Origin of the sequence: Caproicibacter fermentans, assembly GCF_009746625.1 — a bacterium.
GTDB lineage: Bacteria > Bacillota > Clostridia > Oscillospirales > Acutalibacteraceae > Caproicibacter > Caproicibacter fermentans.
Window position 1 is genome coordinate 1 of record NZ_VWXL01000088.1, and the last position, 19,160, is coordinate 19,160.

At 47.5% G+C, this 19,160-nt stretch carries 25 protein-coding genes; 3 read left to right on the plus strand and 22 right to left on the minus strand.

The genetic code is table 11. The annotated features are described in order from the left end of the window. Positions 1–107 precede the first annotated feature (107 nt). The 22 genes from CAFE_RS15440 to CAFE_RS20710 all read right to left on the minus strand — a co-directional run bounded on the left by CAFE_RS15440 (position 108) and on the right by CAFE_RS20710 (position 16,045). Entirely contained in the window at positions 108–569 is a 462-nt protein-coding gene (locus CAFE_RS15440; RefSeq protein WP_156991116.1) for a major tail protein, read from the minus strand. A 3-nt stretch (positions 570–572) separates the two neighbouring features. After that, the gene (locus tag CAFE_RS15445; protein WP_156991117.1) at positions 573–935 is read right to left on the minus strand and encodes a hypothetical protein; all 363 of its coding nucleotides are present in this window, start codon (positions 933–935) and stop codon (positions 573–575) included. Next, positions 932–1,363: a hypothetical protein gene (locus tag CAFE_RS15450; protein WP_156991118.1), complete on the minus strand. Its 432-nt coding sequence runs from the start codon at positions 1,361–1,363 to the stop codon at positions 932–934. The genes CAFE_RS15445 and CAFE_RS15450 overlap by 4 nt, the downstream gene beginning before the upstream one ends. Continuing rightward, positions 1,356–1,712 carry a head-tail adaptor protein gene (locus tag CAFE_RS15455; protein ID WP_166525159.1) on the minus strand — a complete coding sequence of 119 codons (357 nt, stop codon included), beginning with the start codon at positions 1,710–1,712 and terminating at the stop codon, positions 1,356–1,358. Before CAFE_RS15455 ends, CAFE_RS15450 begins: the two co-directional genes overlap by 8 nt. Beyond that, positions 1,709–2,251 (minus strand): head-tail connector protein, encoded by a 543-nt coding sequence (locus tag CAFE_RS15460; protein WP_156991120.1) that lies wholly within the window; start codon positions 2,249–2,251, stop codon positions 1,709–1,711. Before CAFE_RS15460 ends, CAFE_RS15455 begins: the two co-directional genes overlap by 4 nt. Continuing rightward, positions 2,202–2,411, minus strand: coding sequence for a hypothetical protein (locus CAFE_RS15465; RefSeq protein ID WP_156991121.1), 210 nt, complete (start codon positions 2,409–2,411; stop codon positions 2,202–2,204). Before CAFE_RS15465 ends, CAFE_RS15460 begins: the two co-directional genes overlap by 50 nt. Then, complete coding sequence (locus CAFE_RS15470; RefSeq protein ID WP_156991122.1) at positions 2,411–3,598, minus strand: phage major capsid protein; 1,188 nt, start codon at positions 3,596–3,598, stop codon at positions 2,411–2,413. Before CAFE_RS15470 ends, CAFE_RS15465 begins: the two co-directional genes overlap by 1 nt. Positions 3,599–3,603: 5 nt before the next feature. After that, the gene (locus tag CAFE_RS15475) at positions 3,604–4,314 is read right to left on the minus strand and encodes a head maturation protease, ClpP-related (RefSeq protein WP_166525160.1); all 711 of its coding nucleotides are present in this window, start codon (positions 4,312–4,314) and stop codon (positions 3,604–3,606) included. Next, on the minus strand, positions 4,304–5,563 hold the full coding sequence (locus CAFE_RS15480; protein WP_156991124.1) for a phage portal protein: 1,260 nt from the start codon (positions 5,561–5,563) through the stop codon (positions 4,304–4,306). Before CAFE_RS15480 ends, CAFE_RS15475 begins: the two co-directional genes overlap by 11 nt. After that, a complete protein-coding gene (locus CAFE_RS15485; RefSeq protein ID WP_156991125.1) occupies positions 5,560–7,146 on the minus strand; it encodes a terminase large subunit in 1,587 nt (528 codons plus the stop codon). The genes CAFE_RS15480 and CAFE_RS15485 overlap by 4 nt, the downstream gene beginning before the upstream one ends. Beyond that, positions 7,146–7,712 carry a hypothetical protein gene (locus CAFE_RS15490; RefSeq protein ID WP_156991126.1) on the minus strand — a complete coding sequence of 189 codons (567 nt, stop codon included), beginning with the start codon at positions 7,710–7,712 and terminating at the stop codon, positions 7,146–7,148. The genes CAFE_RS15485 and CAFE_RS15490 overlap by 1 nt, the downstream gene beginning before the upstream one ends. Before the next feature lie 111 nt (positions 7,713–7,823). Continuing rightward, positions 7,824–8,162: an HNH endonuclease signature motif containing protein gene (locus tag CAFE_RS15495; protein ID WP_156991127.1), complete on the minus strand. Its 339-nt coding sequence runs from the start codon at positions 8,160–8,162 to the stop codon at positions 7,824–7,826. Between the two features lie 1,033 nt (positions 8,163–9,195). Continuing rightward, positions 9,196–9,666 (minus strand): hypothetical protein, encoded by a 471-nt coding sequence (locus CAFE_RS15500; protein WP_156991128.1) that lies wholly within the window; start codon positions 9,664–9,666, stop codon positions 9,196–9,198. Then, a complete protein-coding gene (locus tag CAFE_RS15505) occupies positions 9,656–10,024 on the minus strand; it encodes a hypothetical protein (protein WP_233452837.1) in 369 nt (122 codons plus the stop codon). Before CAFE_RS15505 ends, CAFE_RS15500 begins: the two co-directional genes overlap by 11 nt. Before the next feature lie 212 nt (positions 10,025–10,236). After that, on the minus strand, positions 10,237–12,306 hold the full coding sequence (locus tag CAFE_RS15510) for a phage/plasmid primase, P4 family (protein WP_166525161.1): 2,070 nt from the start codon (positions 12,304–12,306) through the stop codon (positions 10,237–10,239). Positions 12,307–12,602: 296 nt separating this feature from the next. Then, the gene (locus CAFE_RS15515; RefSeq protein ID WP_156991130.1) at positions 12,603–13,283 is read right to left on the minus strand and encodes a hypothetical protein; all 681 of its coding nucleotides are present in this window, start codon (positions 13,281–13,283) and stop codon (positions 12,603–12,605) included. Continuing rightward, positions 13,280–13,843 (minus strand): hypothetical protein, encoded by a 564-nt coding sequence (locus CAFE_RS15520; RefSeq protein ID WP_156991131.1) that lies wholly within the window; start codon positions 13,841–13,843, stop codon positions 13,280–13,282. The genes CAFE_RS15515 and CAFE_RS15520 overlap by 4 nt, the downstream gene beginning before the upstream one ends. Further along, positions 13,836–14,213 (minus strand): hypothetical protein, encoded by a 378-nt coding sequence (locus CAFE_RS15525; RefSeq protein ID WP_156991132.1) that lies wholly within the window; start codon positions 14,211–14,213, stop codon positions 13,836–13,838. Before CAFE_RS15525 ends, CAFE_RS15520 begins: the two co-directional genes overlap by 8 nt. Continuing rightward, a complete protein-coding gene (locus CAFE_RS15530; protein ID WP_156991133.1) occupies positions 14,210–14,515 on the minus strand; it encodes a hypothetical protein in 306 nt (101 codons plus the stop codon). The genes CAFE_RS15525 and CAFE_RS15530 overlap by 4 nt, the downstream gene beginning before the upstream one ends. Positions 14,516–14,636: 121 nt before the next feature. Then, the gene (locus CAFE_RS15535; protein ID WP_156991134.1) at positions 14,637–14,870 is read right to left on the minus strand and encodes a DNA-binding protein; all 234 of its coding nucleotides are present in this window, start codon (positions 14,868–14,870) and stop codon (positions 14,637–14,639) included. Between the two features lie 5 nt (positions 14,871–14,875). Then, a complete protein-coding gene (locus CAFE_RS20510) occupies positions 14,876–15,697 on the minus strand; it encodes a phage antirepressor (protein ID WP_330594054.1) in 822 nt (273 codons plus the stop codon). A 153-nt stretch (positions 15,698–15,850) separates the two neighbouring features. After that, positions 15,851–16,045 (minus strand): helix-turn-helix domain-containing protein, encoded by a 195-nt coding sequence (locus CAFE_RS20710; RefSeq protein WP_156991135.1) that lies wholly within the window; start codon positions 16,043–16,045, stop codon positions 15,851–15,853. 122 nt (positions 16,046–16,167) lie between these two features. Between CAFE_RS20710 and CAFE_RS15550 the strand changes: the two genes are divergently transcribed. From CAFE_RS15550 to CAFE_RS15560, 3 genes are all read left to right on the plus strand, one after another. Further along, a complete protein-coding gene (locus CAFE_RS15550) occupies positions 16,168–17,097 on the plus strand; it encodes a helix-turn-helix domain-containing protein (RefSeq protein ID WP_166525162.1) in 930 nt (309 codons plus the stop codon). A gap of 305 nt (positions 17,098–17,402) precedes the next feature. Next, a complete protein-coding gene (locus tag CAFE_RS15555) occupies positions 17,403–18,494 on the plus strand; it encodes a DUF262 domain-containing protein (RefSeq protein WP_156991137.1) in 1,092 nt (363 codons plus the stop codon). Beyond that, complete coding sequence (locus CAFE_RS15560) at positions 18,487–19,053, plus strand: MAE_28990/MAE_18760 family HEPN-like nuclease (protein WP_156991138.1); 567 nt, start codon at positions 18,487–18,489, stop codon at positions 19,051–19,053. Before CAFE_RS15555 ends, CAFE_RS15560 begins: the two co-directional genes overlap by 8 nt. Positions 19,054–19,160 lie beyond the last annotated feature (107 nt).

Sequence of the window (19,160 nt, forward strand, 5' to 3'; positions counted from 1 at the left end):
TATATTCGATATCCGTAAAAGTTTGTTGCTTTTTCATTTCTCTGCACCGCCTGTGAATTGATAGTTCTATTTTACCAGAGTTCTCCTCTCTTCGGTAGAGGGGCGGATTAAATCAGAGGTTCCTTAGCCGTTGTTTTGTCCTCTTTTGTGTGAGCGGTTTCGGCACCGATCGAAAATTTGCCCTTGAGGAACTGATAATACCTATATCCGCCATCCCCCAGTTCTGCCCGCGCCGACATCGCGTAATCGGGTGTCTCGGAAGCGTCGCCGGTATCGATCATAATCCCGCGCGTTGCGTCATAAGGCTTCCCGGTCAGCTCCGCCGCCTTTTTGCTCGGCACCCCGGAAACGGTCAGAGTGACGTCAGTCGCGGCCTCGGTAGTACTGGAAAACATCGGCTTCCCGTCGTAATAGCGGATCGCCGTATCAACCTTGGCCTCTTTTTTCATCTCTGCGGCAGGCGCCAAATAATTGTTTGTGCCCGCCTGATAATTGTCCGCATTATCAATCAGGATCTTTGCACAGTGCAACTGATCCAGATTGACAAGCTCGCCGTATTCTGAGCTCATAATTTACCTTCTTTCGTAAGATCTAAAATCGCAGCGCCAGCCGTAATGGCCGGTGGCTTCCTGATAAGGTATCCTGCCCGATCCGACACGGGATAGGCCCGCATCGATAAACGCTTTTTCGATTGCGTTCGGCATCGTCAGCATGGACCGTTTGTCCCGGAAAAACAGGCTGGCCTGCACCCGCGCCTCATGGGCCGTCTCCTTGCCGTCCGCCCATCCGACGCCCGGATCGTCCACGAGGAAATAAACCATGTAGGCGTCCGGGAGCTGGTCCTTATTCCCCAAAAACCGCTCAAAATCATAGGGGATCCCGAGCTGGGTGGATAGCCCCTGCATGACCTCCTCGACCTTATCGATCCAACTCAATCGATCGGCACCCCCTTCTCTTTCAGCACGGCGCGTTCTTTTGCAAGGATTTCCTTGCGGTTATCGTCTACGGCTGGACGCACAAACGGATCCGGGAACTCCGGAGAATGCCCATCGCCGTACTCCTGATAGACGCCCTCTTTTGCTTCAGGATGCTTTCTCATGTCGATTCCAACAGTACCTACGATCAGGTTTCCCTCCGCGCTGGCTTTTTCGGTTTCGATAGCATTGTAGACATCCCCTGTCCTTTTATGCCGCGCTGCTCCTTCCTTCATGGCCTTCTCCACGATGGGCAGGGTAGCGTCCACGGCCGCTACGCATGCTGCATTCACGCTATTCCCCGCGGCCTCGATCTTTTCAAGGTATTTGCTCATGTCCGGGGCGATCAGCGTCGCGGACAGTGCCGATTTGCCGTAAGGTCTACCCATTCACGCTCGCCTGCACTTTCATTTCGATCTGCCGATGCTCTTTCCGGATGTCGTCGAAGCTCTTGACCTCATAGACGGTCCCGGCATCGTCCAGCACCCGGCATTTCCGGTTGACCCGGGAATCGTACCATACGCTGACCGTGGCCGGTGCCGTAGCCTGCACGCTCTCCGCCACCCATGCTTCAGATCCGTGAACGTTTTCCCACTTGGCCCAGGTCCACCGCGGCGGGTCCGTATCGGACGTGTTTCCGAGATCCACCCACGCGGTATGCTGATTGATCCCGGTCCCGATCGTCACGGGCGCCTGAATGCGGATCCGCGCGGTCATTTCGCCCGGATCTTTAATCATACCGGCACCACCCGGCCCTTGCTCAGCAGAGCATAAAATGCCGCCGGGACCGGCTCGTCGCCACCCCGGTGCATCCATGCCCATGTTGCGTACAGGAGAATCGCCTGCTTAACCTTCTCCGGAACCGTATCATAGCCCGCCGTGTAGGTAATCACCAGCGGATTTACGACGCGCAGCGGGTCTGGCAGGGCTGCACCGTCTTTCAGATTCAGCTCCGCCGGCCATACGTTATCGTTGACGTCATACAGTGCCGTCACGTCCTGCTGGGTACCGTAGGCCATATAAGCAGTAACGCTTTTCAGGTCGCGAAACGGCGGGCGGGGCAAAACTATAGCGCCGGACAAATTGTCCGGCGCTATTTGCAACGTCTGTTCGCAGTATGCAACATTCTGATGCGCTTCTGCTTCCTCGCGTCCCGCTTTCAGCAGGCTGTTTACCATCGGCTCCTGATCGGCGCTGATCGGCAATCCTTGCATCCAGCTTTTAAAATCATTCAGACTTACCGGCTCCGCTGCCGGCGGAGTTATTACCTTTACCATCCGTCTCAGCTCCCTTCGGCGTTTCCTGCTTGCCGCCGATTGCCTTCGCGTGCCCGGCCCGAATCAAATCTTTTGCGGTTGCAGCGTAAGCATCGACAACGTCGCCCGCGGAGTACGAAAATTTCAGGCCGGCACAGCTGGTTATAATCTTAATTTTCATCACGACGCCGCCATGACAAGCGTTTTAACCGCTTCGGGGATAATTAACTTGCCGTCGGTGCGCTCATAGCCTTTAAAACCAATTAAACCCTTGTCGGCGTAAGGCTGGTCGAGGACCTGCATCCGCATCCCCACCGTATCCTTAATCGTGTACTGCTTGAAGTCGCCAAACGCAATAGTTTTGTTTCCAGCGGCAAAGTCGGGCATATAGTCCGAAATCTCAACCGGGCGGCCAAGAAGCGTGTTTGGCTGTCCGGACGTCAGACCCGGCTGCCACATATAATCTCCGGTCGTACTATTTTTGAGCTTCCGCAGCGCCTTCTCGGTGGCAAGCCCCATCAGGAACGTTGCATTGGAACGATAGGCAGCTTTCAGCGCAAAAAACAGATCAAGCAGTTCGTCCGAGGTGATTGCAGTTGCGGCCGCAGTGGTTGCGCCTGTCTCCGCATCCGTGAGCACGCCGACCGGCTGTTTTCCAGCATCAGCGGTGGTGCCAGACAGATAGGCCGGTTCCTCCGCTTCCGTAAACGAGCGGCCAAAACTCAAGGAAATGTGGCCCTGCAAATCGAACTCGGCATCGTTAAGCAGTTCCTCGGACACTTTAATGATACGGCCAAGCTTGTGGCTACCAATGGTTTTGTTTTCAAAGGTATCATCTGTAGCCGCATAATCACCGCCCTCGTCAATCCACGATGCAGCGCCATAGCCGGACGCAAGCGTAATCTTCCTGTCTGCGGTCGTGGTAATCACGGTAGCCAGCCGGCGCATAACAACCTGCTTCTCCAGCAATTCACGGATTGAGGTTTCCAAGTCGGCCGGCATGACAAGCATCCCGCTGCTTTCCGCTCCCGTAGTCATAACGTCGGTAAGGATTTTTCTCTCTTCGCCGGTCAGCGACGCTTTCCCACCGCGAACAGCATGGAAAAACGCGTCCTTGTATTCGGCGGTCGTGGTAATCTTCTGTGGTTTTCCGCTGTCCTGCGGCTCCGCCTTTCCTTTCGCGGACTCCGGAATTTGTTTCAGCACGTCCTCGCGGGCCTGCTGCTTTTCCTCCGCCTTGATTTCGGCATCGAGTTTGTCGATGTCGGCGTCCATTTTGTTGTAGGCTTCCAGATTCCCCGCATCCAGTTTTGTACGGGCATCGGTGATCATGGCGGCCAGCTTCTGCCTTTTTTCGATAAGATTCATTTTCTTTACCTCATTTCATAATTTCTCGCGATCAGATTCAGCTTGGCGTTTGCCAGTGCGATCGCTTTGGATCTGTCTTCGGGCGGCTCCGGATTCTCCGGAGGATTCTTTTTTTCGGCCAGCATGGCGCGGGTCTTCTCAATGACGGCACGCGGAAGCGGTAGACCGTCAATGGCGTTGGAAAGCTGTGGCGTGGCTGCTTCCGAAATCCGGTCGATCAGACCAAGCTCTACAGCCTGCGCAGCAGTAATCCATGTCTCAGTGTCCATCATTTTGAGCGCGTCTTTTTCAGTCATACCTGCTTTTGCAACATAGGCGGCGGCCATTGCCTTATCCGCTTGCTGTAGACTATCCGATGCATCATCCATCGCATGGAAATTCCCTTGTGCCATAGTAGACACGCGGTGCACCATCAGCTGCGCGGTCGGTGACATATCGGACGGCCCTGCCATTGCTATAACGGAGGCGGCGGAGGCCGCAAGACCTGTAACATGAATCTGCACACCGCCTGCATACCCGCGGAGTGCCGAATACATTTCAGAGCCAGAAAATATATCTCCGCCAAAGCATGTGGAAATTTCAACGTCAAGCGGTTTTCCGTCGGCATCCTGAACAGCTTTCCGAATATCCCTTGGAGCCGTTGTTGTATAACCGAAAAGGCTGTAAATTTGCTGGTCATCATCTGGTACAATATATCCCTTGATTTCAACTGCCATTTTTATCACCTCCGCTCTTTGTGGACTCTGCCGGCGCCGCGGCAAGTGCTGCAATGGATCGGAGCGAGCTGTTCGCAAGGTAAGCGTTTCCGCCCAGCTCGTCCGGAATGCTGTCCATATCCTCAAGATCCCGGATTTCATTGGCATTCATCCAGCCGTTTTGCCTTGCCTGCGCGTAGCCCTGCATCCGGGTCAGATAGGACCCGCGGAGCAGCGCATCAACCGAAAACTTTGTGTAAAGTGCTTGCTGGTCGAGCGGCGTTAGAAGCTGCGCGACAATCGCCCGTTCAATGCGTACCAGGTAGGGGCGGAGCGTGTATATCACAAAATTTAGGGACATCTGCTCAATGTTTGAAAAAGTCGCATGGTCGAGATCGCCGATCATGTGCAGCGGCACGTTATAAAACCGCGCTGATTCCTCTACCTGGAATTTCCGGGTTTCAAGCATCTGCGATTCTTCCGGGGTGTTACTTGCCTTTTGAAACTGGCTGCCCTGCTCTAAGAAAATTAGGCGGGCCGAATTTGAAAGGCCCTCATACTTCCCCCGAAACTGTTTCTGGAACGATTCGACCTGTTCATCCGTCATGCCTTCCGGGTAGGTAATAAACCCGCCGGCGTTTGTCCCGTTTTTGAAATAATCGGCTGCAAATTCTTCCGCAGCTTCGCCCAAGCCGATTGCGTTCTGCGCAAGTTCCAGCGGGTGGAAAGCATTCAGCGCGTCCATTGAGAACCAGTCAACCCGGAAAATCTGATCCTTTCGGAGGGTGAACTGTTCCGCCCCGGATGGGGTCACAACATACTCGAGCTCCTGCGTCTCAGAATTCCGCTGTACCCGGACAAACGGCGTCGTGATGTTCCAGAGCTGGACGACCTGCCCCGCGTTGTTTCGGACGATCTCGGCGTACCCCCGACCATAGACCAACATGTTTGCCACGAATGCCTGCCAAAACTGGAAGCTGTCGGTTTCAGGATTTGGCACGTCATGGAGTACGCCATACAGCGGTAAATCAGTAGCCTTTTCCTTGCCGGTGTCTGTTTTGCGGTACAAAAATAACGGCAGGGACGCGATGCTTTCCGAAATCAATCGAACACATGCGAACACAGCCGTTACCTGCAAGGCGTTTTTTGCATTGATGTGGATGCCGACTTTCGACAGGATCGCTCCGAGTGCCGATCTCAGTTCCGGACTCGGGCGGGCGAGAGTCGAAAGATTCTTGAAAAAAGTCTTTACTTTGCTTAAAAATTTCAAACTGCAATCACCCCATGTTCAGCGTAGGCGCTCCGTCTCGCCATATGCGGCAACAGACGCGCCATTGCGTCCACCAGCGCTACAAAAATGTCGATGCGCTCCGTCTTGCTATCTTTGATCGGCATGTAATTTTCCTTCCCATCCATTGAGATATTGACGTTGCCGAAACACCATCGCGCCGCCGGGTTCATTTCATGGGTAATCAACGGTGGATCGCCCTTTTTAGCGTTGTTCTCGCTTGTCTTAAACATCACTTCCAACTCCTTCATGGACGGTGACATACCGAGAATTGTCTGATCAACAACTACCATCTTGACTCCGGACGCCTGCAGCATCAGCGCGGTTTCCGTTGCGTTGTATTTGTCGTACCCGATTTCCCGGATCCGGTACATTTTCGCATATTTCTGAATCCGTGCACGGACGGAAGCGTAATCAGTGACATTGCCCTCCGTCGTTTGCAAAAATCCGCCCCGCGCCCATTCGTCATAGGGCACATGGTCGCGCCGAACGCGCTCTTTCATATTTTCCTCCGGGATCCAGGCGTCGAATATCACCCGATAATCTTTCCAGCCCTTTTGCGGCGGAAAGATCAGCGCGAATCCGTTCATATCCCATGTGGTTGCAAGATCAAGGCCGCCATAGCAATAGCAACCGCGAAGGTCCTCCCGCGTCCAGTCGCCTGTTGTGGCGTCCCAGGACGTAAGCGGCAGCCATCCGCGGGCCTTGTTTTTGTTCCACTGATTGAGGCGCAGCCATCGAAAAAGCCGCTCCGCAGCCGGACTATTCCGGGCGGCAACGGCTTCCTGCCTGACTTTATCAATATCAATCGACACACCGAGCGACGGATTACAGGCATACCAGACATTTTCTTTAAAAATATCGTCTTTTTTCAAATCCTCCTGTGCGCCATAAATACGAACATACCAATACGGATCCTGAATCTCGCCGTCACGTACCCGCCGGGCGTATTCGTGCTCTTCCCAGCCGATGGACGTGCGGTCCGGATCGTCGCCGGCCGTCGTGATAATCCAGTAGAGCGTTTCCTTTCGGGCCGCGCCGGCGCCGAATGTCATAACATCCCACAGGTCGCGATTCGGCTGCGCGTGGAGTTCGTCAAAAATAACGATCGTAGGATTAAGGCCATGCTTTGTGTACGCTTCGGCGGATAAAACCCGGAGAAACGTTCCGGTTTCTCGGTTACGAATCATTTTTTTGCTGTCGGTAATTTGAAGGATTTCCTGCAGTGCCTCATCTTGGTCGATCATTTGCAGCATAGCGTTGTAGGCGAGCGACGCTTGATCACGGTCTGCAGCGCAGCAATAAATCTGCCCTCCGGGACCGTCGCACGTCAGGTGATACAGGCCAAGCCCGGCAATCAGCGTGGTCTTGCCGTTCTTCTTCGGGATTTCAAGGTATGCATAAATGTATTGCCGGTATCCCCGGCCATTCAACGTCCCGTACACATCCCGGATGATTTCTTTTTCCCACGGCTGCAGCACAAACGGCTGCCCATAAAAATCATCCGTCAGGTGCAGAAGCTGAATGAAATCTACTGGCTCGTTGGATTTCTTTTCATCGAACATTACCCTCCACCCGCTCTATGCTCCATAAATGCGGCCATGCCTGTTTTTTTCTTTTCCTCCGGCTTCTTCGGGATTGACCGGAGCGCGGACTGTACCGTCATGACGTTTTCTTTGTCAATATCGAGAAGCATTTTTCTTTTTGCCATGAGTTCCTTATCGCAGCCTATAATACTCTGAGACAATTTTGCCAGCAGACGGTAATATTCCGCAGCCGAAATACCGTCGGCTTCCGGATCGCTGGTCCGGTCGTGGTTATAGTCCTCTGCCAGCTCCGCTTTTGAATGCACAAACTGATTCCGAATATCCTGAATCTGCTCGCATTCCTCCACAAGCAAACAATGCGTGTTAATGATCTGCTCATAGAGGGCATCGTCTTTCCCGATCTTCGCAAGCAGCTCTTTAATCCGGTCAAATTCCTTTGCCGCAATCTTATGACCTTTTTTCTTAAACTGCATTTCCATCGGTTTCCCGGTGAGCATTGCTGCCTCGGCATCGCGGCGGGCTTGCAATTCGTCGATCGTTCGGTGTCCTTCGAGCATAGACACCGGTTTTGAGGGCCGTGCCATGTCTGAAACACCTCATTTCCGGAATTTATTGATTTTGGGAAAAAAATTTGCGTTGTCGGCTGCTGCGGTCCTCTTTTCCTTTGCCGCAGGGATTTTATATCCCCTTGGGGGTCACTCACCACGGGCTGTCCGTTTGCTGTGGCACTGATGGCACAGCGCCATAAGGTTACTCTCTGCATATTTCAGCTCTGGATAATCCCGCAGCCTGTGAATATGGTGAACCTCGGTTGACGGGGTCAGCCGGTGTTCTGCTTCACAGTCCACACACAGCGGATGCTCCCGAAGATACCGCGCTCTGAACTTCTCCCAACGCGTATCATATCCGCGCTTCCTTGCACTGCCGCGGCGTTCCCGTGCCAGCGCCTGGTGTTCGTCGCAATACCCGTTCGGATTGCTCGTTGTGTTTGGGCATAAGAACGCTTTGCACGGACGTTCTATTCTTTGTGGCATCACTTTTCACCGCCTCATACGGACACCTCGGCAGCGCACAGACCCACGCTCCGGTCTTACGATATTGATTCCAGACACATTCCGGACTGCACACTGTCGGTCACCTCACTTTTGGTATAAAAATGGACGCCACAATGGGCGTCCGGCTAAAATTTATAAATTCTTTAAAAATATATTTTATTCGGTATATGACTGTGCTATAATACTGTCAAAGGAGGCGATAATATGAAATATTTTGTCAAGAATGACAAAGTCCACAAGTATCCTGTACCCAGTACATGCAACGTAAAGTATACTAACGAAAATCTGCATGATACCCCGCCAAAAGGATACGAGAAGTGCGACCATTGCTTCCAATCAGGTAACGGCTAACACTTTAAGGACCGGCTTCTATAGCAGTAGAGGCCGGTCTCTTTTTATGTCATCCTCCAGCTCTGCCCTGTTCTGCGTTCATATAGGTCACAAAAACAATCATAACAGAAACAGTCTGTGGATTTTGCGACTCTATTCCAGACTTCATCCGGTACAGTGAAATCATGAATGTCCCGTCCGCATCGACGGCATCGGGTGAAATCGTTAGCTGGCCGATACGTAGGAAGATGTCGATTGTTGAACCAGTGCCAGAAGTGGAACAAGTAAATTCGTATCATTTCAAAGGAATATGAAAACGTTCTTTTCAGCATAAACTCACCTCGTAATAAGCATGCCCAAAACAAATATGAATACAAAAGGCCGCCCGCACACGCACGGACAGCCTTGGAATATTTGATTTGCCCGGCTCCCCGGGCGTGAGTTAGGACCATCATGTTACGTAGCTGGTGTCAGTGCCAGGTTCCGACCCGGAAGGCCCCGGCTATTGCCGCGCCCGCTGACATATCTGCGCCGCCCGTAGCAATCCGGACGGCGCTATTCAAGGAGGAGTCCCGGCTACTGATCCCGCCACCGGGAGGCGAGTCTGAGAAAGAAAATAGTTGTAAGCAAATTTTTCACTGTAATAATTGTACCCCGTAAAATGCGCGCACAGTACCAACTTTCAAATCAAGCCGGATAATTGGGCTATTTGTATTAAGAACCGATCCTTCCGCCGATAGAAATCCATTCTGCTGAATTCCGAAAGATTTAAAATTTCAAAAGGATATTTTCTCCCGCTCCGGCAGTTTAGAAGGACCCCCTGCCTAAGCCTTTGACGGACCTCCTCACTTTGAACGTCATCGCCGATTGAGAGCTCCGCTTGCTCGACCGAACGCATTCGCTTTGTTTCAGGCAAGCCCTCGATTTCTTCAAGCTGTTCCTGCTTGCTTTCCGTCGGATTTCCTGGAATACTGCCATGACCGAAATATTGCCGACATTCTTCTTTTCCGTCGCTGTATGTAGCGTAAGGGCATGGCGAAGAATATATTACACTCTCCCGGCGGCTAAGATAATTGCGGACCATGCGATCATAACCGCGTACATACCAGAGACAAATTTGTTTTATGTCTTTTGGAAGCTTTTCATCTGCCATCCGATGACGCTCCTTTTACCGGTAGGAACACCAGCGGCAGCCAATGCGGCGTTTTATAATTTGCGGCCTTACGGACAAGGGGAAGGGACGGCCCTGCTCCGTCAATCAGATAAACCAGCAGTTGGGCCGGTTCCTGCTCAATTAAATTTTCAGATTTCAGTTCATTCAGAATGTCGATAGCTTCGCGATTCCATCCGGTCCAGAAAACAACATTTTCATTAACCGGGCTGAAAATTTCAAATTCGCCGCGGTAATCAAATCCTTGCCGATCAAAAAGCCATTGTAGCTCTGCGTAAGATACGTCATTCTCTTTTCGGATGTATTCTAGAACTGTTTTTTTTAGCGCCTGTTTGTCCACAATCAACACGCTCCTTTTTATAATGATCAATTAGGAATGTAATGCCTCGTCGGGGTGAATTTCGAGTAAAAGGTGAAAAATGAAGGTGCTTTTGATTTCCGTTGTATTCTCTATATAACGCATTAAGACTTTTACAACATACAGGGGAGAAAATCCAGCATTTGTTAAAATCCACCTCAAAATTCACCCTTTAGGGCGTTTTCACCCTTTTTTCAGGTTGTATTTTCTTCTACGTAATCATATCCATCCCTTATGGCACCATCAATGCAGTACCTACCGTGGATGAATTTAATGCTCACGTCGCGTTTTTCCAGTTCTTCCTTAAATCCTTTCAGACCTAATGGCTTCGTACCGACAACACTGCACCATGAAGCGTAATCGCAGCGGAGTGCTTTCAGGGTAGTTATCCCCTTGGCTGAGAAGTTGAATCTGTCGTCAAGATACTGCCCAATGTAGTCGTTTTCGCGGCGATACTCCGCAACCATAGATTTCATTTCTTCGGTATCTTTTAGCCCCTCCCGAAGATACAACTGGTATCCATCCAGCATCCAGTTCAAAATGCCGCTTTTAGCTTGTTCTGTCCGAAAACTACTTTTCAGATTGGCATCCTGTTCGTCTTCAGAAAAATGTCGGGTAAATGGCAAAAGCTTAATTCTCCCGCTGGAAAATAAACTGTCATCGGAAACAGTTGGTTTGCTGTTTGCCGTCACAAACAATTTAAACTTCGGCTTGAATTCAATCAAATCGCCGTAAAGAGGGCGGGCGGTAATATCGTCGCCGCCGGTAAGTTGCTTTAATAGCGCTTCATTGATACAAACGCCTTTTTCCGGTTCGTTGGCAAGTGCAAACCGGATCCCGATCAGGCGCGCAAGATCCGGCGTCGCACGGCTGCCATCCCTGGCACCACCACGCGCTATGGTATTAAAATCCATTTGAGCCCCGTAGCTTCCGAGAATATTCAACACGGTATCGAAGAGCGTTCCTTTGCCGTTGCGGGTCTTTTGGCCGATTGCGGTAAAATAGCACTCCTCGTTTGCTTCACCTTTCAGAGAGTACCCAAGCGCCTTCTGAAGTATGTCTGCCCGGCTATGCAGCCCTTCGGTTATCTCATAGACGAAATGCTCAAACCGTTCGCAGCGGGCGGTCGGGTCATAGGACACATTTGCCATTTTGGACAGCTTATCAGTTGGATCGTGTTTTTGTAACTCCATGGTCTGAAGATTAAAGGTCCCGTTCTTCATGTTAAGTAAAAACGGTTGAGTGTCAAAATCAACAGCACGCCCGCCAAGTTCATCTTGTGCGTCCTGAATTAGGGTTTTTCGGTATCCTAAAAAGCGGTACTTGCCATAATGCTTCCGATGCGCCGCCCAGGGGTCCTTTTTCTTATCAGCTTGATCCAGCGGAACCGGTTCTACTGCTTTTTCGGGTTCAGGTGGCGGAGGGATAATCTCGCGAACATAATCCGCCATTTCCTTTGCCAGCTGACGGACCTTGAGATCACCTTTATCCTGCTGCCAAGCTCCGGAACCATAAACCCAGTAGCATTTATATTCAGGAAGATAAAGGACCCTTCCCCGAAAGGTATCTGCAAAAAGCCGGGCCGCGCCCATATCATCCAGCGTATATCTTTTTAAGGCCGCGGCTGATTCAATCGGGTTAATAAAATGGACAGGGCTACCTATGACGACCTGAAAGTCTTCCTGTGCAGATTTTCTTCTGTAATGCTGGTTGTCTTCTGCCGCTGTTTTGGCGCATTCATTTGCTGCCTTTTGAGCAGTTCTCAGCAAATAGTCTTTCCGCCCTGCTTTTTTTTGGTGCTTTTCATCTTTTTGTGAAGCGTAAGGCGACCTTAAAAAGGCCGCCACCATCTGATCCACATTTCGGTTACACCAGTAAGCTAGCTTATTCATGAGCGACAGGTCGTCGGAAGACTCGTTCCCGTTCTTCCGGGCTCCGCTCCAACGCTCAATCAATTCCCGGTCGCGCTGCAGGCCGATTTCAAGTAAGCTGTTGTCTGAAATTATAGCGGGCATAGGAAGGACCACCGCTTTGTCCGGGAACGCTTCCACATAGAGTTCGGCAACTTCTTTTTCACGATGCGCCAAAGGCCGTACAGGTCCAAAAGCATTCCCGGTAACGGTCAGGTAATGCCGGGCTTTATACATTTCTATACCCAGCTTGCGGTTGTTTCTTCCGTCGATTGGGATATCTCCGTAAGCCCAGATATGTAATCCGGTTCCGCTGGGGCTTATTTCCGTATAACTGTCAAGGTGCTCTACCATCTTCAGCGCTTCCGGATCCACTTCGCCGGTTTCAGGATTGATGCAGTGATCTTTATCAATTCCGACAATGCCGTTGTTGTTGAGCTCAAAGCCGATCCCATCGTATCCGCCAGACCGGAGCGCTTCCACGGCGGTCTGAAAATCCGCCCAGGTATCTGGATTATTTGCCTGAGCGTTACCCCCGGTTCTGGCATTGACAGGTTGCTTTCCTCTTCGAACCACCCACTGAGGGGTTGCTTTCAGTTCGGGAGGGAAATTTCCAAACGTTTGGGACTTTGACAACTCCATTGCGGAAATCACCTGCTGCTTTCAATGTCAATTCTGTTTCCTTCCCGATCCGTAAAATATTCGCTGCCATCCTCGTCCACCTGCCGGACCAGAGCGTTTTCCCATAGATCGGGAAATACGGCTTTCATAGCTTCGTCGGATGCCTTATGGCCTTCCGGGGTATTGATCATCCGATCAAGCATAAATTCCTTCACGGCATGGGTGAATGGCGCGTCAACGGTGTCTTCGAGCCATTCATGCCGATCCGACACCGGATAATCAAGATTGTGGACGAACATGATATCGCTGAATTTGGTTTCTGAATACTTTTCAACCATCCTTCTGACATCCTCATAGTCCTTCCGATTGCAGAAATTACACAAATCTTTTAGCGTGGCGCCGCACTCCTGCCAGATATCAAGGGCGCTCATCACGAGTTCACCGCAAGCTACCAGGCATCTATGAAAATTTTGCAAGTCGTTCTTCCGCTTCTCGGTCCACGGAGCAAGAAGTGAAACCGTGATGCCACTGTCCTTTAGCTTTTTTTGCCGGCGCTCCAAATCACGAATTTCATCACGGATGGAGAGGTACCGTTGCATAGTGCATCGGATTTCCATTCTCAGAAGCACAAGCTCCGTTTGCAAGGAAGAAAAGTTGTCTGAGACACGAGCCCGTTTTTCACAATGATCAAGCAATTTTTTGTAATTCATATATGTATTCCTCTCTTTAGACAATGTAGCCAGCCGCGCCCATCCAATTCAGTTTGGGCTAACTCTTTAAGATCCTGTTTTGCTTTATCCGTTTTGCTTCCAGGCAGGTATTCATCAAACCGGTTAATAAAATCCTTCAGATCGGACGTTGACATGCCGGTCAGTTCTTTGTGCAAGTCATAATCGGCACGTTTTGATCTGTCTATGTCGCGGCCTATTTCGACGACATATTGGATAAATTCAGTACTGAAATATCCTGTTAGGACTTCATCGAGGAAAAACGCACCCCTCCATGAAAGCCATACGTCCTCTAAATCTTCCGGGCTCAGATAAATGTAATCACCCACGGTACTGTCTTTTGACAGCTCCCTAAAGATGCGATTTCTTATCTGATTAAAATACTCTGGATGCCCGCCAACGTTGCACAATTTTTTGACGCTGAAAGTGCTTGGAATAAACTTTCCTTTACTTTGTTTATCCAGTTTTTTAAAAATTTTCTTAGTTAAAACAATCGGAACAAAATCGCCGCCGCTATCGTTTTTTGCCGAACCATTAGGCATTTGGCGTCACTCCTTTTTTTCTTTCGTCCTCATCGTCGCGCAGCCAACTGCGCATCTGATCTTCGTTACGAATGTGAGCGGCAATGATTGGATCGTCTCTATTTCCTGCGACAAATTCACATTTTAAACGAATATCAAACAGCATGTCACTGATTGCCTGGACTTGTGCAGCCATGTACTCGTGATTGTAAACGAAATCTGCCTTTGCGGATTCATTCGATTGAAAAGCTTCTTCGCTCGTGTCGAAATACTGTTCCTTGAATCCTTGCATAAGTCTGTCAGCAAAATAGATTTGTCCCTCGATATCATTGAAGCATTCGTATGCTTTTTCTTCGACACTCTTTGAGGACGTTACTGAATCCTGCGTCATACAGCCGCGCCGCCTTTCCGAATACCGTTATAAAGGGAATTTCGTCCGCCCTGCAGTTCTGTCAGCGCATCTTTCATGGCGTCCTGCAAAATAGAAACGGCGGAATCGTACATGCTAAGCCTTTTAAGAACGATTTCTTCCGTTGCACTTCCCGGATGAGCCGGCAAAAATTCACTTTCGGCTGCGTCGAAAAGAATTTGGAGTAGATCATAGGTCAATTCTAAGTGTGTCACTCCGATGTCGATTTGCTGGGCCGCTGAAGAAATGGTGTTCAGTTCTGCTTTTTTTTCGTTAGAATTCATTTTTATCGCTCCTTCTCTTGAAAAGCCGGAGCGGCTATGGTACACTTTATGTAAGATAACCGCTACGGCGGGGTTGTGGGCTCTCTGTTGGCTTGGTAGGCGTTAAACAGAGGGTCCTTTTTCATACAATTTTTCTGATTCCGTGAATCTCTCCGGGTTGCGTTTCTTGCGAGAATGACAGATAATTCAGAAGATCGTCAAGGTTAATCAGACGCTTCCGGCCGGCCATAACGGATTTGACTTTGCCTTCTATGGCAAGCTGACGTATGTAATACGGTGTAACCGCTGTTTCCGGGTCTAACTGTTTAATTTCGGCGGCGGCTTCTTTTAAAAGACGCATGCGAGGTATCGGCATGTCCATTAACCCACTCTTTTCTTTTTTGCAGTAGCTTTCTTTTTTATAAAAGGCGGCCGTTCAACGATAGGCAAGATTCCGTTACTTTTCAGCAGATCATAAATAAACTTCCTGCCGAGTTGAGTCCACTGCGTTTGCGGCTTCACACTGGGGGAGCCATCTTTACGAACGATGTCAACTGGTTTGCTTCCGACATAGCCACAATCCTGATATTTCGCGTAGAGAAGCCACTGATCGCCTTGCTTGTACTGAACACCGTAGTTGTGCAGCATTTTGTTCAAGGCCCTCGCACTCATACCAAAATCTTTCGCAATGCTTGAAATAGGCACCAACCCCGGATTGTCGAGCATATGGTCGCAATAGGTTGCTTTCGGCGTAAGCTCTTTAACTTTAGTCTCAGCAGCAGCTCGTCCCTCTTTTTCCTCCTTGTAGGCCGTCAGCATTTTGATCATTGTGTCCGGATTGGAAAGCATAGCATCAATTGTTGCAGGAGTGCCATAAAATCCAGTCTGACGGATAGATGGAAGAACCTCGTCGAAAATCCAGTGCTCGAACTTGTCCGCGCCGGGGAGCTGGCTTCCTGCAATCAGGCGGTAAAGGTTGCCCTCCGAAATAAACTTTGCCTTTTGCTTTCTGCCGAGGGTATCGATGACGTCGTGATTCGCGACCCCATCGGATTTACAGTGACGGATGAGCGCGTCGCGGGTATTTGAGTATCCCAATGCTGTTGCGGCATCTGTGCCGCAGAATGTGACGGATCCGTCCGGTTCCTTGAATGTTCGGATTTCTCCAAACTCCGGGTTATTGAATATTTGTAAACCGTTCACGCTGTTTCCTTCCTTTCGTCAATTTTCAGATAATCTTTGATTTTTTGGGCAACCTTTTGACTATTAATGTAGTCGCTAAAAATTTTTATCTCCTTTCTTACGATTTCTATTGACATTCAGTATTCCAAATAGTAATATATATTCTGTTGAGTGTTAGGACACTTTGGAATATATAGTAGTAACAGGGACTTTGAAATACTCCGCTAGTGAAAATACAATATCAATCGGAGGTCGGTCTTTGCTTTCAATCTTGGCAAACGCTGATTGCGTAATATGTAGGAATTCTGCGACTTTTTGTTGAGTAACGCCACTTTTTTTTCTAATTTGCCTAATATTATTTTGGTACATTTTTTCGTCTCCTTTCTATAACCATTTGGACTATGCTTATATTAATACGGAATATTCCTAAAGTCAATACAGATAAGCATATTTATGACGTATTGGACTATAATTATCAAAAGGAAGCTATTATGAACGAAATTGGTAAAAGGTTAAAAGCTTTACGCGAGGCTAAAAACATGTCGCAAGTTGATCTTGCAAATATTTTAGGAAAATCTCAAGTAGCGATTTCAAAATATGAAACTGGAAATCGTCAACTGGATTATGAGATGCTAAATAAATACGCCGAATATTTTCATGTTTCTGTTGATTATTTATTAGGCCGTGTCAATAAGACAAATGAATTTTATATTTCAGGTAATGCCCTACCTGACGTTATGAAGCCATTTCTAAAGCCAAATTCTAAAACGGTTATTGCCGTAGATGATCCAAATGTAAATGTTACAGACGAGGATAAGAAAAACCTCATTGAAAAACAATTAAAAGCAATTAATGTTCAGGATCACAAAGATGAGTTTTCTGTCCTATTGTCAGTATTACCTCCAAATATAAGAAATAATCCAATGAATTTGTATGACTTATATACTATTATTGGTACAAAAAAAGAATATATGGACGCGTTAAATAAGCTGGACCCAGACGTTCGCACCACAGATGAACATAATAATAGTAACGATGATAATAATCGAGGGCACTCGGTTGTAATAACGGATTCTATGGTTAATAGTATTAATGAAACCATTAAAGGGATCAATAACATTGAAAAAATGGCAGGGCTAAATTCGGAATATAATATTGTAGAAAACGGTTATCAGCTTAAGTCTTCATTGGTAAATTCAACTTTATTGCCGACTGTGCCACAACTGGATAAAGTGGCGAAAGAAATAATAAATAAAATTAATAATTCTGATTTACCTGTTGAAAAGCAAATAGAAATATTCAATCAACTTTCCAGTTCTTTGAAACAAATGCAGTCTGGGCTCACAAGTTTTATGGAAGAATTAGAGTCTTCGATTAGTAATAGCGATGAAAGCGATACGCGCAAAGAAACCAAAAAATGATTTGCCAAAAACCGACTATGTTAAAGATAGAAAACGGTTTTCTTTTCCACGCAAAAATCTTTTTACAGATGACACCGTTGAGAAGATGAACAGAAACCCCCACGCGTCAACCAAAAAAATCTAGATTACGAAAGCCTTACTCCGAAGGTTAAAGTGCTTGCAAAGAAAAACGGGATCAGTAAAAAGAAATCAGGAGACGGTATCTGGAGCCAAGGGCCGTTGCAATACGCATAAAAAAAGGCCTACATGTCGCTGCAAACAGCATGTGGGGCTCCATGGATAAATAATTGAAAGGGGAAAACTATATGGGTCAGTTAACAGAATCCGATGAAGCATTGGTAGACGAGATTACTAAGACTCGTAACAGCCTAAAAACCGACAAATTGGATATGTCATACGGAGAATTAATGAGTATGTATGAAAAAGAGGAACTGATTATTTCTCCTTCATTTCAAAGACTTTTCCGATGGTCATCACGCCAGCAAACCAGATTCATTGAATCTATTTTGTTGGGAATTCCTATTCCAGCAGTATTTGTCGCTGAAGGCGAATTTGGTAAATGGGAAGTAGTCGATGGCTTGCAAAGAATCTCTACAGTCCTTTCTTTCTTTGGGGAACTCAAGACGGATAAGAAAGGGGTTAATAAATGGACCCTCTTAGCAGGTAATTTAATTCCAAAATTAGAAGGATATACTATAGATACCCTACCGATCCAGTATGTTCGAAATATAAAAAGATCCGTATGTCGTGTCGAAGTGATAAAATGGGACAGTCAATGGGATATGAGGTATGAGCTATTCAGCAGACTTAATACCGGTGGAGCTGTTCTGACAGAGCAAGAGCTAAGAAACTGTATTTTTCGCAATGATCTTAAAGAATTTTATGTATTTGTCGAAAATGCTAGTTCGTTAAAAGAATTCAATAAATTGGTTGGTTTATCTGAAAAGCAAAAATCAGAATTATATGATCAGGAATTGATTGTTCGATTTATTTCACTTGTGAATGAGTGGAAAAATGTCAATACTTCTGCTGATCAGCACATGACACATTACATGCAAAACCTTGTAAAAATGGGCGCCGACTTAGACCCTAGAATTGAAAATATGTTTTATTCCGTAATAGAACTTCTTGCAAAAAGTAAAGCTAATAAACAAATCTTTAGATACAAAAGTAGTCGTGTTTTTTCTCCAAATCTTTACGACGCAATTATGGTTGGTTTTGCTAATAACTATAGATATTATGCTAATCATACTGAACTGATTCTTTCTATAATAAATAAAATTAAAGAAGACCCCGAATTTAAGAGACTCGCTGGATCAACCACATATAGTAAAACTAGAATAAAGTCATATATTACACGCGCTATGAAAATCATAGGAGATTACCAGGATGAGTGAAAGGATCACAGAATTAATCTCTTCTGATATTGAATGGAGAGTTGGAGAAATCGCCCTCATAAAATCTATAGCTGCCTCTCCATCATTAACTGATGAAAAAAAAGATGTGGCATTAAGATATTCTGTGCCTGCTTTCTATTCTGTTTGGGAAGGCTTTGTTGTTAACGCTTTCTCTGAATATTCCAAATATATTAGTAGTAAAAAAATCGGCTTTGATAAATTAAATGCTGACATTCTTGCTTATCATTCATATTCGACACTGAACTTATTAGCGCCGCCGCATGAAATAAAGAAAAAGAAAAAATTTCTCCTTAATATCTACAATTATATAGCAAACAAGATTGACTTATCCCCAATAGTACCATCTGATTCTAATGTGGACTATGATCAGCTAAGTTACATATCAAAGTGCTATGCTGTCGAGCCTATAAACGCTGAAAAGTATAAAAGTGGACTCTACAAATTAGTAAATTACCGGAATAGAATTGCTCATGGGGAACACAGTATTAAAGTAACTGAGAATCTGATTAACGAATTTTCTAGGGAACCTCTGATTTAATCCGCCCCTCTACCGAAGAGAGGAGAACTCTGGTAAAATAGAACTATCAATTCACAGGCGGTGCAGAGAAATGAAAAAGCAACAAACTTTTACGGATATCGAATATA

Excerpts from the sequence above, each read along its gene's own strand:
- CAFE_RS15440 (WP_156991116.1), bottom strand. The coding sequence starts at position 569 with ATGAGCTCAGAATACGGCGAGCTTGTCAATCTGGATCAGTTGCACTGT.
- CAFE_RS15450 (WP_156991118.1), bottom strand. The coding sequence starts at position 1,363 with ATGGGTAGACCTTACGGCAAATCGGCACTGTCCGCGACGCTGATCGCC.
- CAFE_RS15455 (WP_166525159.1), bottom strand. The coding sequence starts at position 1,712 with ATGATTAAAGATCCGGGCGAAATGACCGCGCGGATCCGCATTCAGGCG.
- CAFE_RS15460 (WP_156991120.1), bottom strand. The coding sequence starts at position 2,251 with ATGGTAAAGGTAATAACTCCGCCGGCAGCGGAGCCGGTAAGTCTGAAT.
- CAFE_RS15465 (WP_156991121.1), bottom strand. The coding sequence starts at position 2,411 with ATGAAAATTAAGATTATAACCAGCTGTGCCGGCCTGAAATTTTCGTAC.
- CAFE_RS15470 (WP_156991122.1), bottom strand. The coding sequence starts at position 3,598 with ATGAATCTTATCGAAAAAAGGCAGAAGCTGGCCGCCATGATCACCGAT.
- CAFE_RS15475 (WP_166525160.1), bottom strand. The coding sequence starts at position 4,314 with ATGGCAGTTGAAATCAAGGGATATATTGTACCAGATGATGACCAGCAA.
- CAFE_RS15485 (WP_156991125.1), bottom strand. The coding sequence starts at position 7,146 with ATGTTCGATGAAAAGAAATCCAACGAGCCAGTAGATTTCATTCAGCTT.
- CAFE_RS15490 (WP_156991126.1), bottom strand. The coding sequence starts at position 7,712 with ATGGCACGGCCCTCAAAACCGGTGTCTATGCTCGAAGGACACCGAACG.
- CAFE_RS15495 (WP_156991127.1), bottom strand. The coding sequence starts at position 8,162 with ATGCCACAAAGAATAGAACGTCCGTGCAAAGCGTTCTTATGCCCAAAC.
- CAFE_RS15500 (WP_156991128.1), bottom strand. The coding sequence starts at position 9,666 with ATGGCAGATGAAAAGCTTCCAAAAGACATAAAACAAATTTGTCTCTGG.
- CAFE_RS15510 (WP_166525161.1), bottom strand. The coding sequence starts at position 12,306 with ATGGTAGAGCACCTTGACAGTTATACGGAAATAAGCCCCAGCGGAACC.
- CAFE_RS15515 (WP_156991130.1), bottom strand. The coding sequence starts at position 13,283 with ATGAATTACAAAAAATTGCTTGATCATTGTGAAAAACGGGCTCGTGTC.
- CAFE_RS15520 (WP_156991131.1), bottom strand. The coding sequence starts at position 13,843 with ATGCCTAATGGTTCGGCAAAAAACGATAGCGGCGGCGATTTTGTTCCG.
- CAFE_RS15525 (WP_156991132.1), bottom strand. The coding sequence starts at position 14,213 with ATGACGCAGGATTCAGTAACGTCCTCAAAGAGTGTCGAAGAAAAAGCA.
- CAFE_RS15530 (WP_156991133.1), bottom strand. The coding sequence starts at position 14,515 with ATGAATTCTAACGAAAAAAAAGCAGAACTGAACACCATTTCTTCAGCG.
- CAFE_RS15535 (WP_156991134.1), bottom strand. The coding sequence starts at position 14,870 with ATGCCGATACCTCGCATGCGTCTTTTAAAAGAAGCCGCCGCCGAAATT.
- CAFE_RS20710 (WP_156991135.1), bottom strand. The coding sequence starts at position 16,045 with ATGTACCAAAATAATATTAGGCAAATTAGAAAAAAAAGTGGCGTTACT.
- CAFE_RS15550 (WP_166525162.1), top strand. The coding sequence starts at position 16,168 with ATGAACGAAATTGGTAAAAGGTTAAAAGCTTTACGCGAGGCTAAAAAC.
- CAFE_RS15555 (WP_156991137.1), top strand. The coding sequence starts at position 17,403 with ATGGGTCAGTTAACAGAATCCGATGAAGCATTGGTAGACGAGATTACT.
- CAFE_RS15560 (WP_156991138.1), top strand. The coding sequence starts at position 18,487 with ATGAGTGAAAGGATCACAGAATTAATCTCTTCTGATATTGAATGGAGA.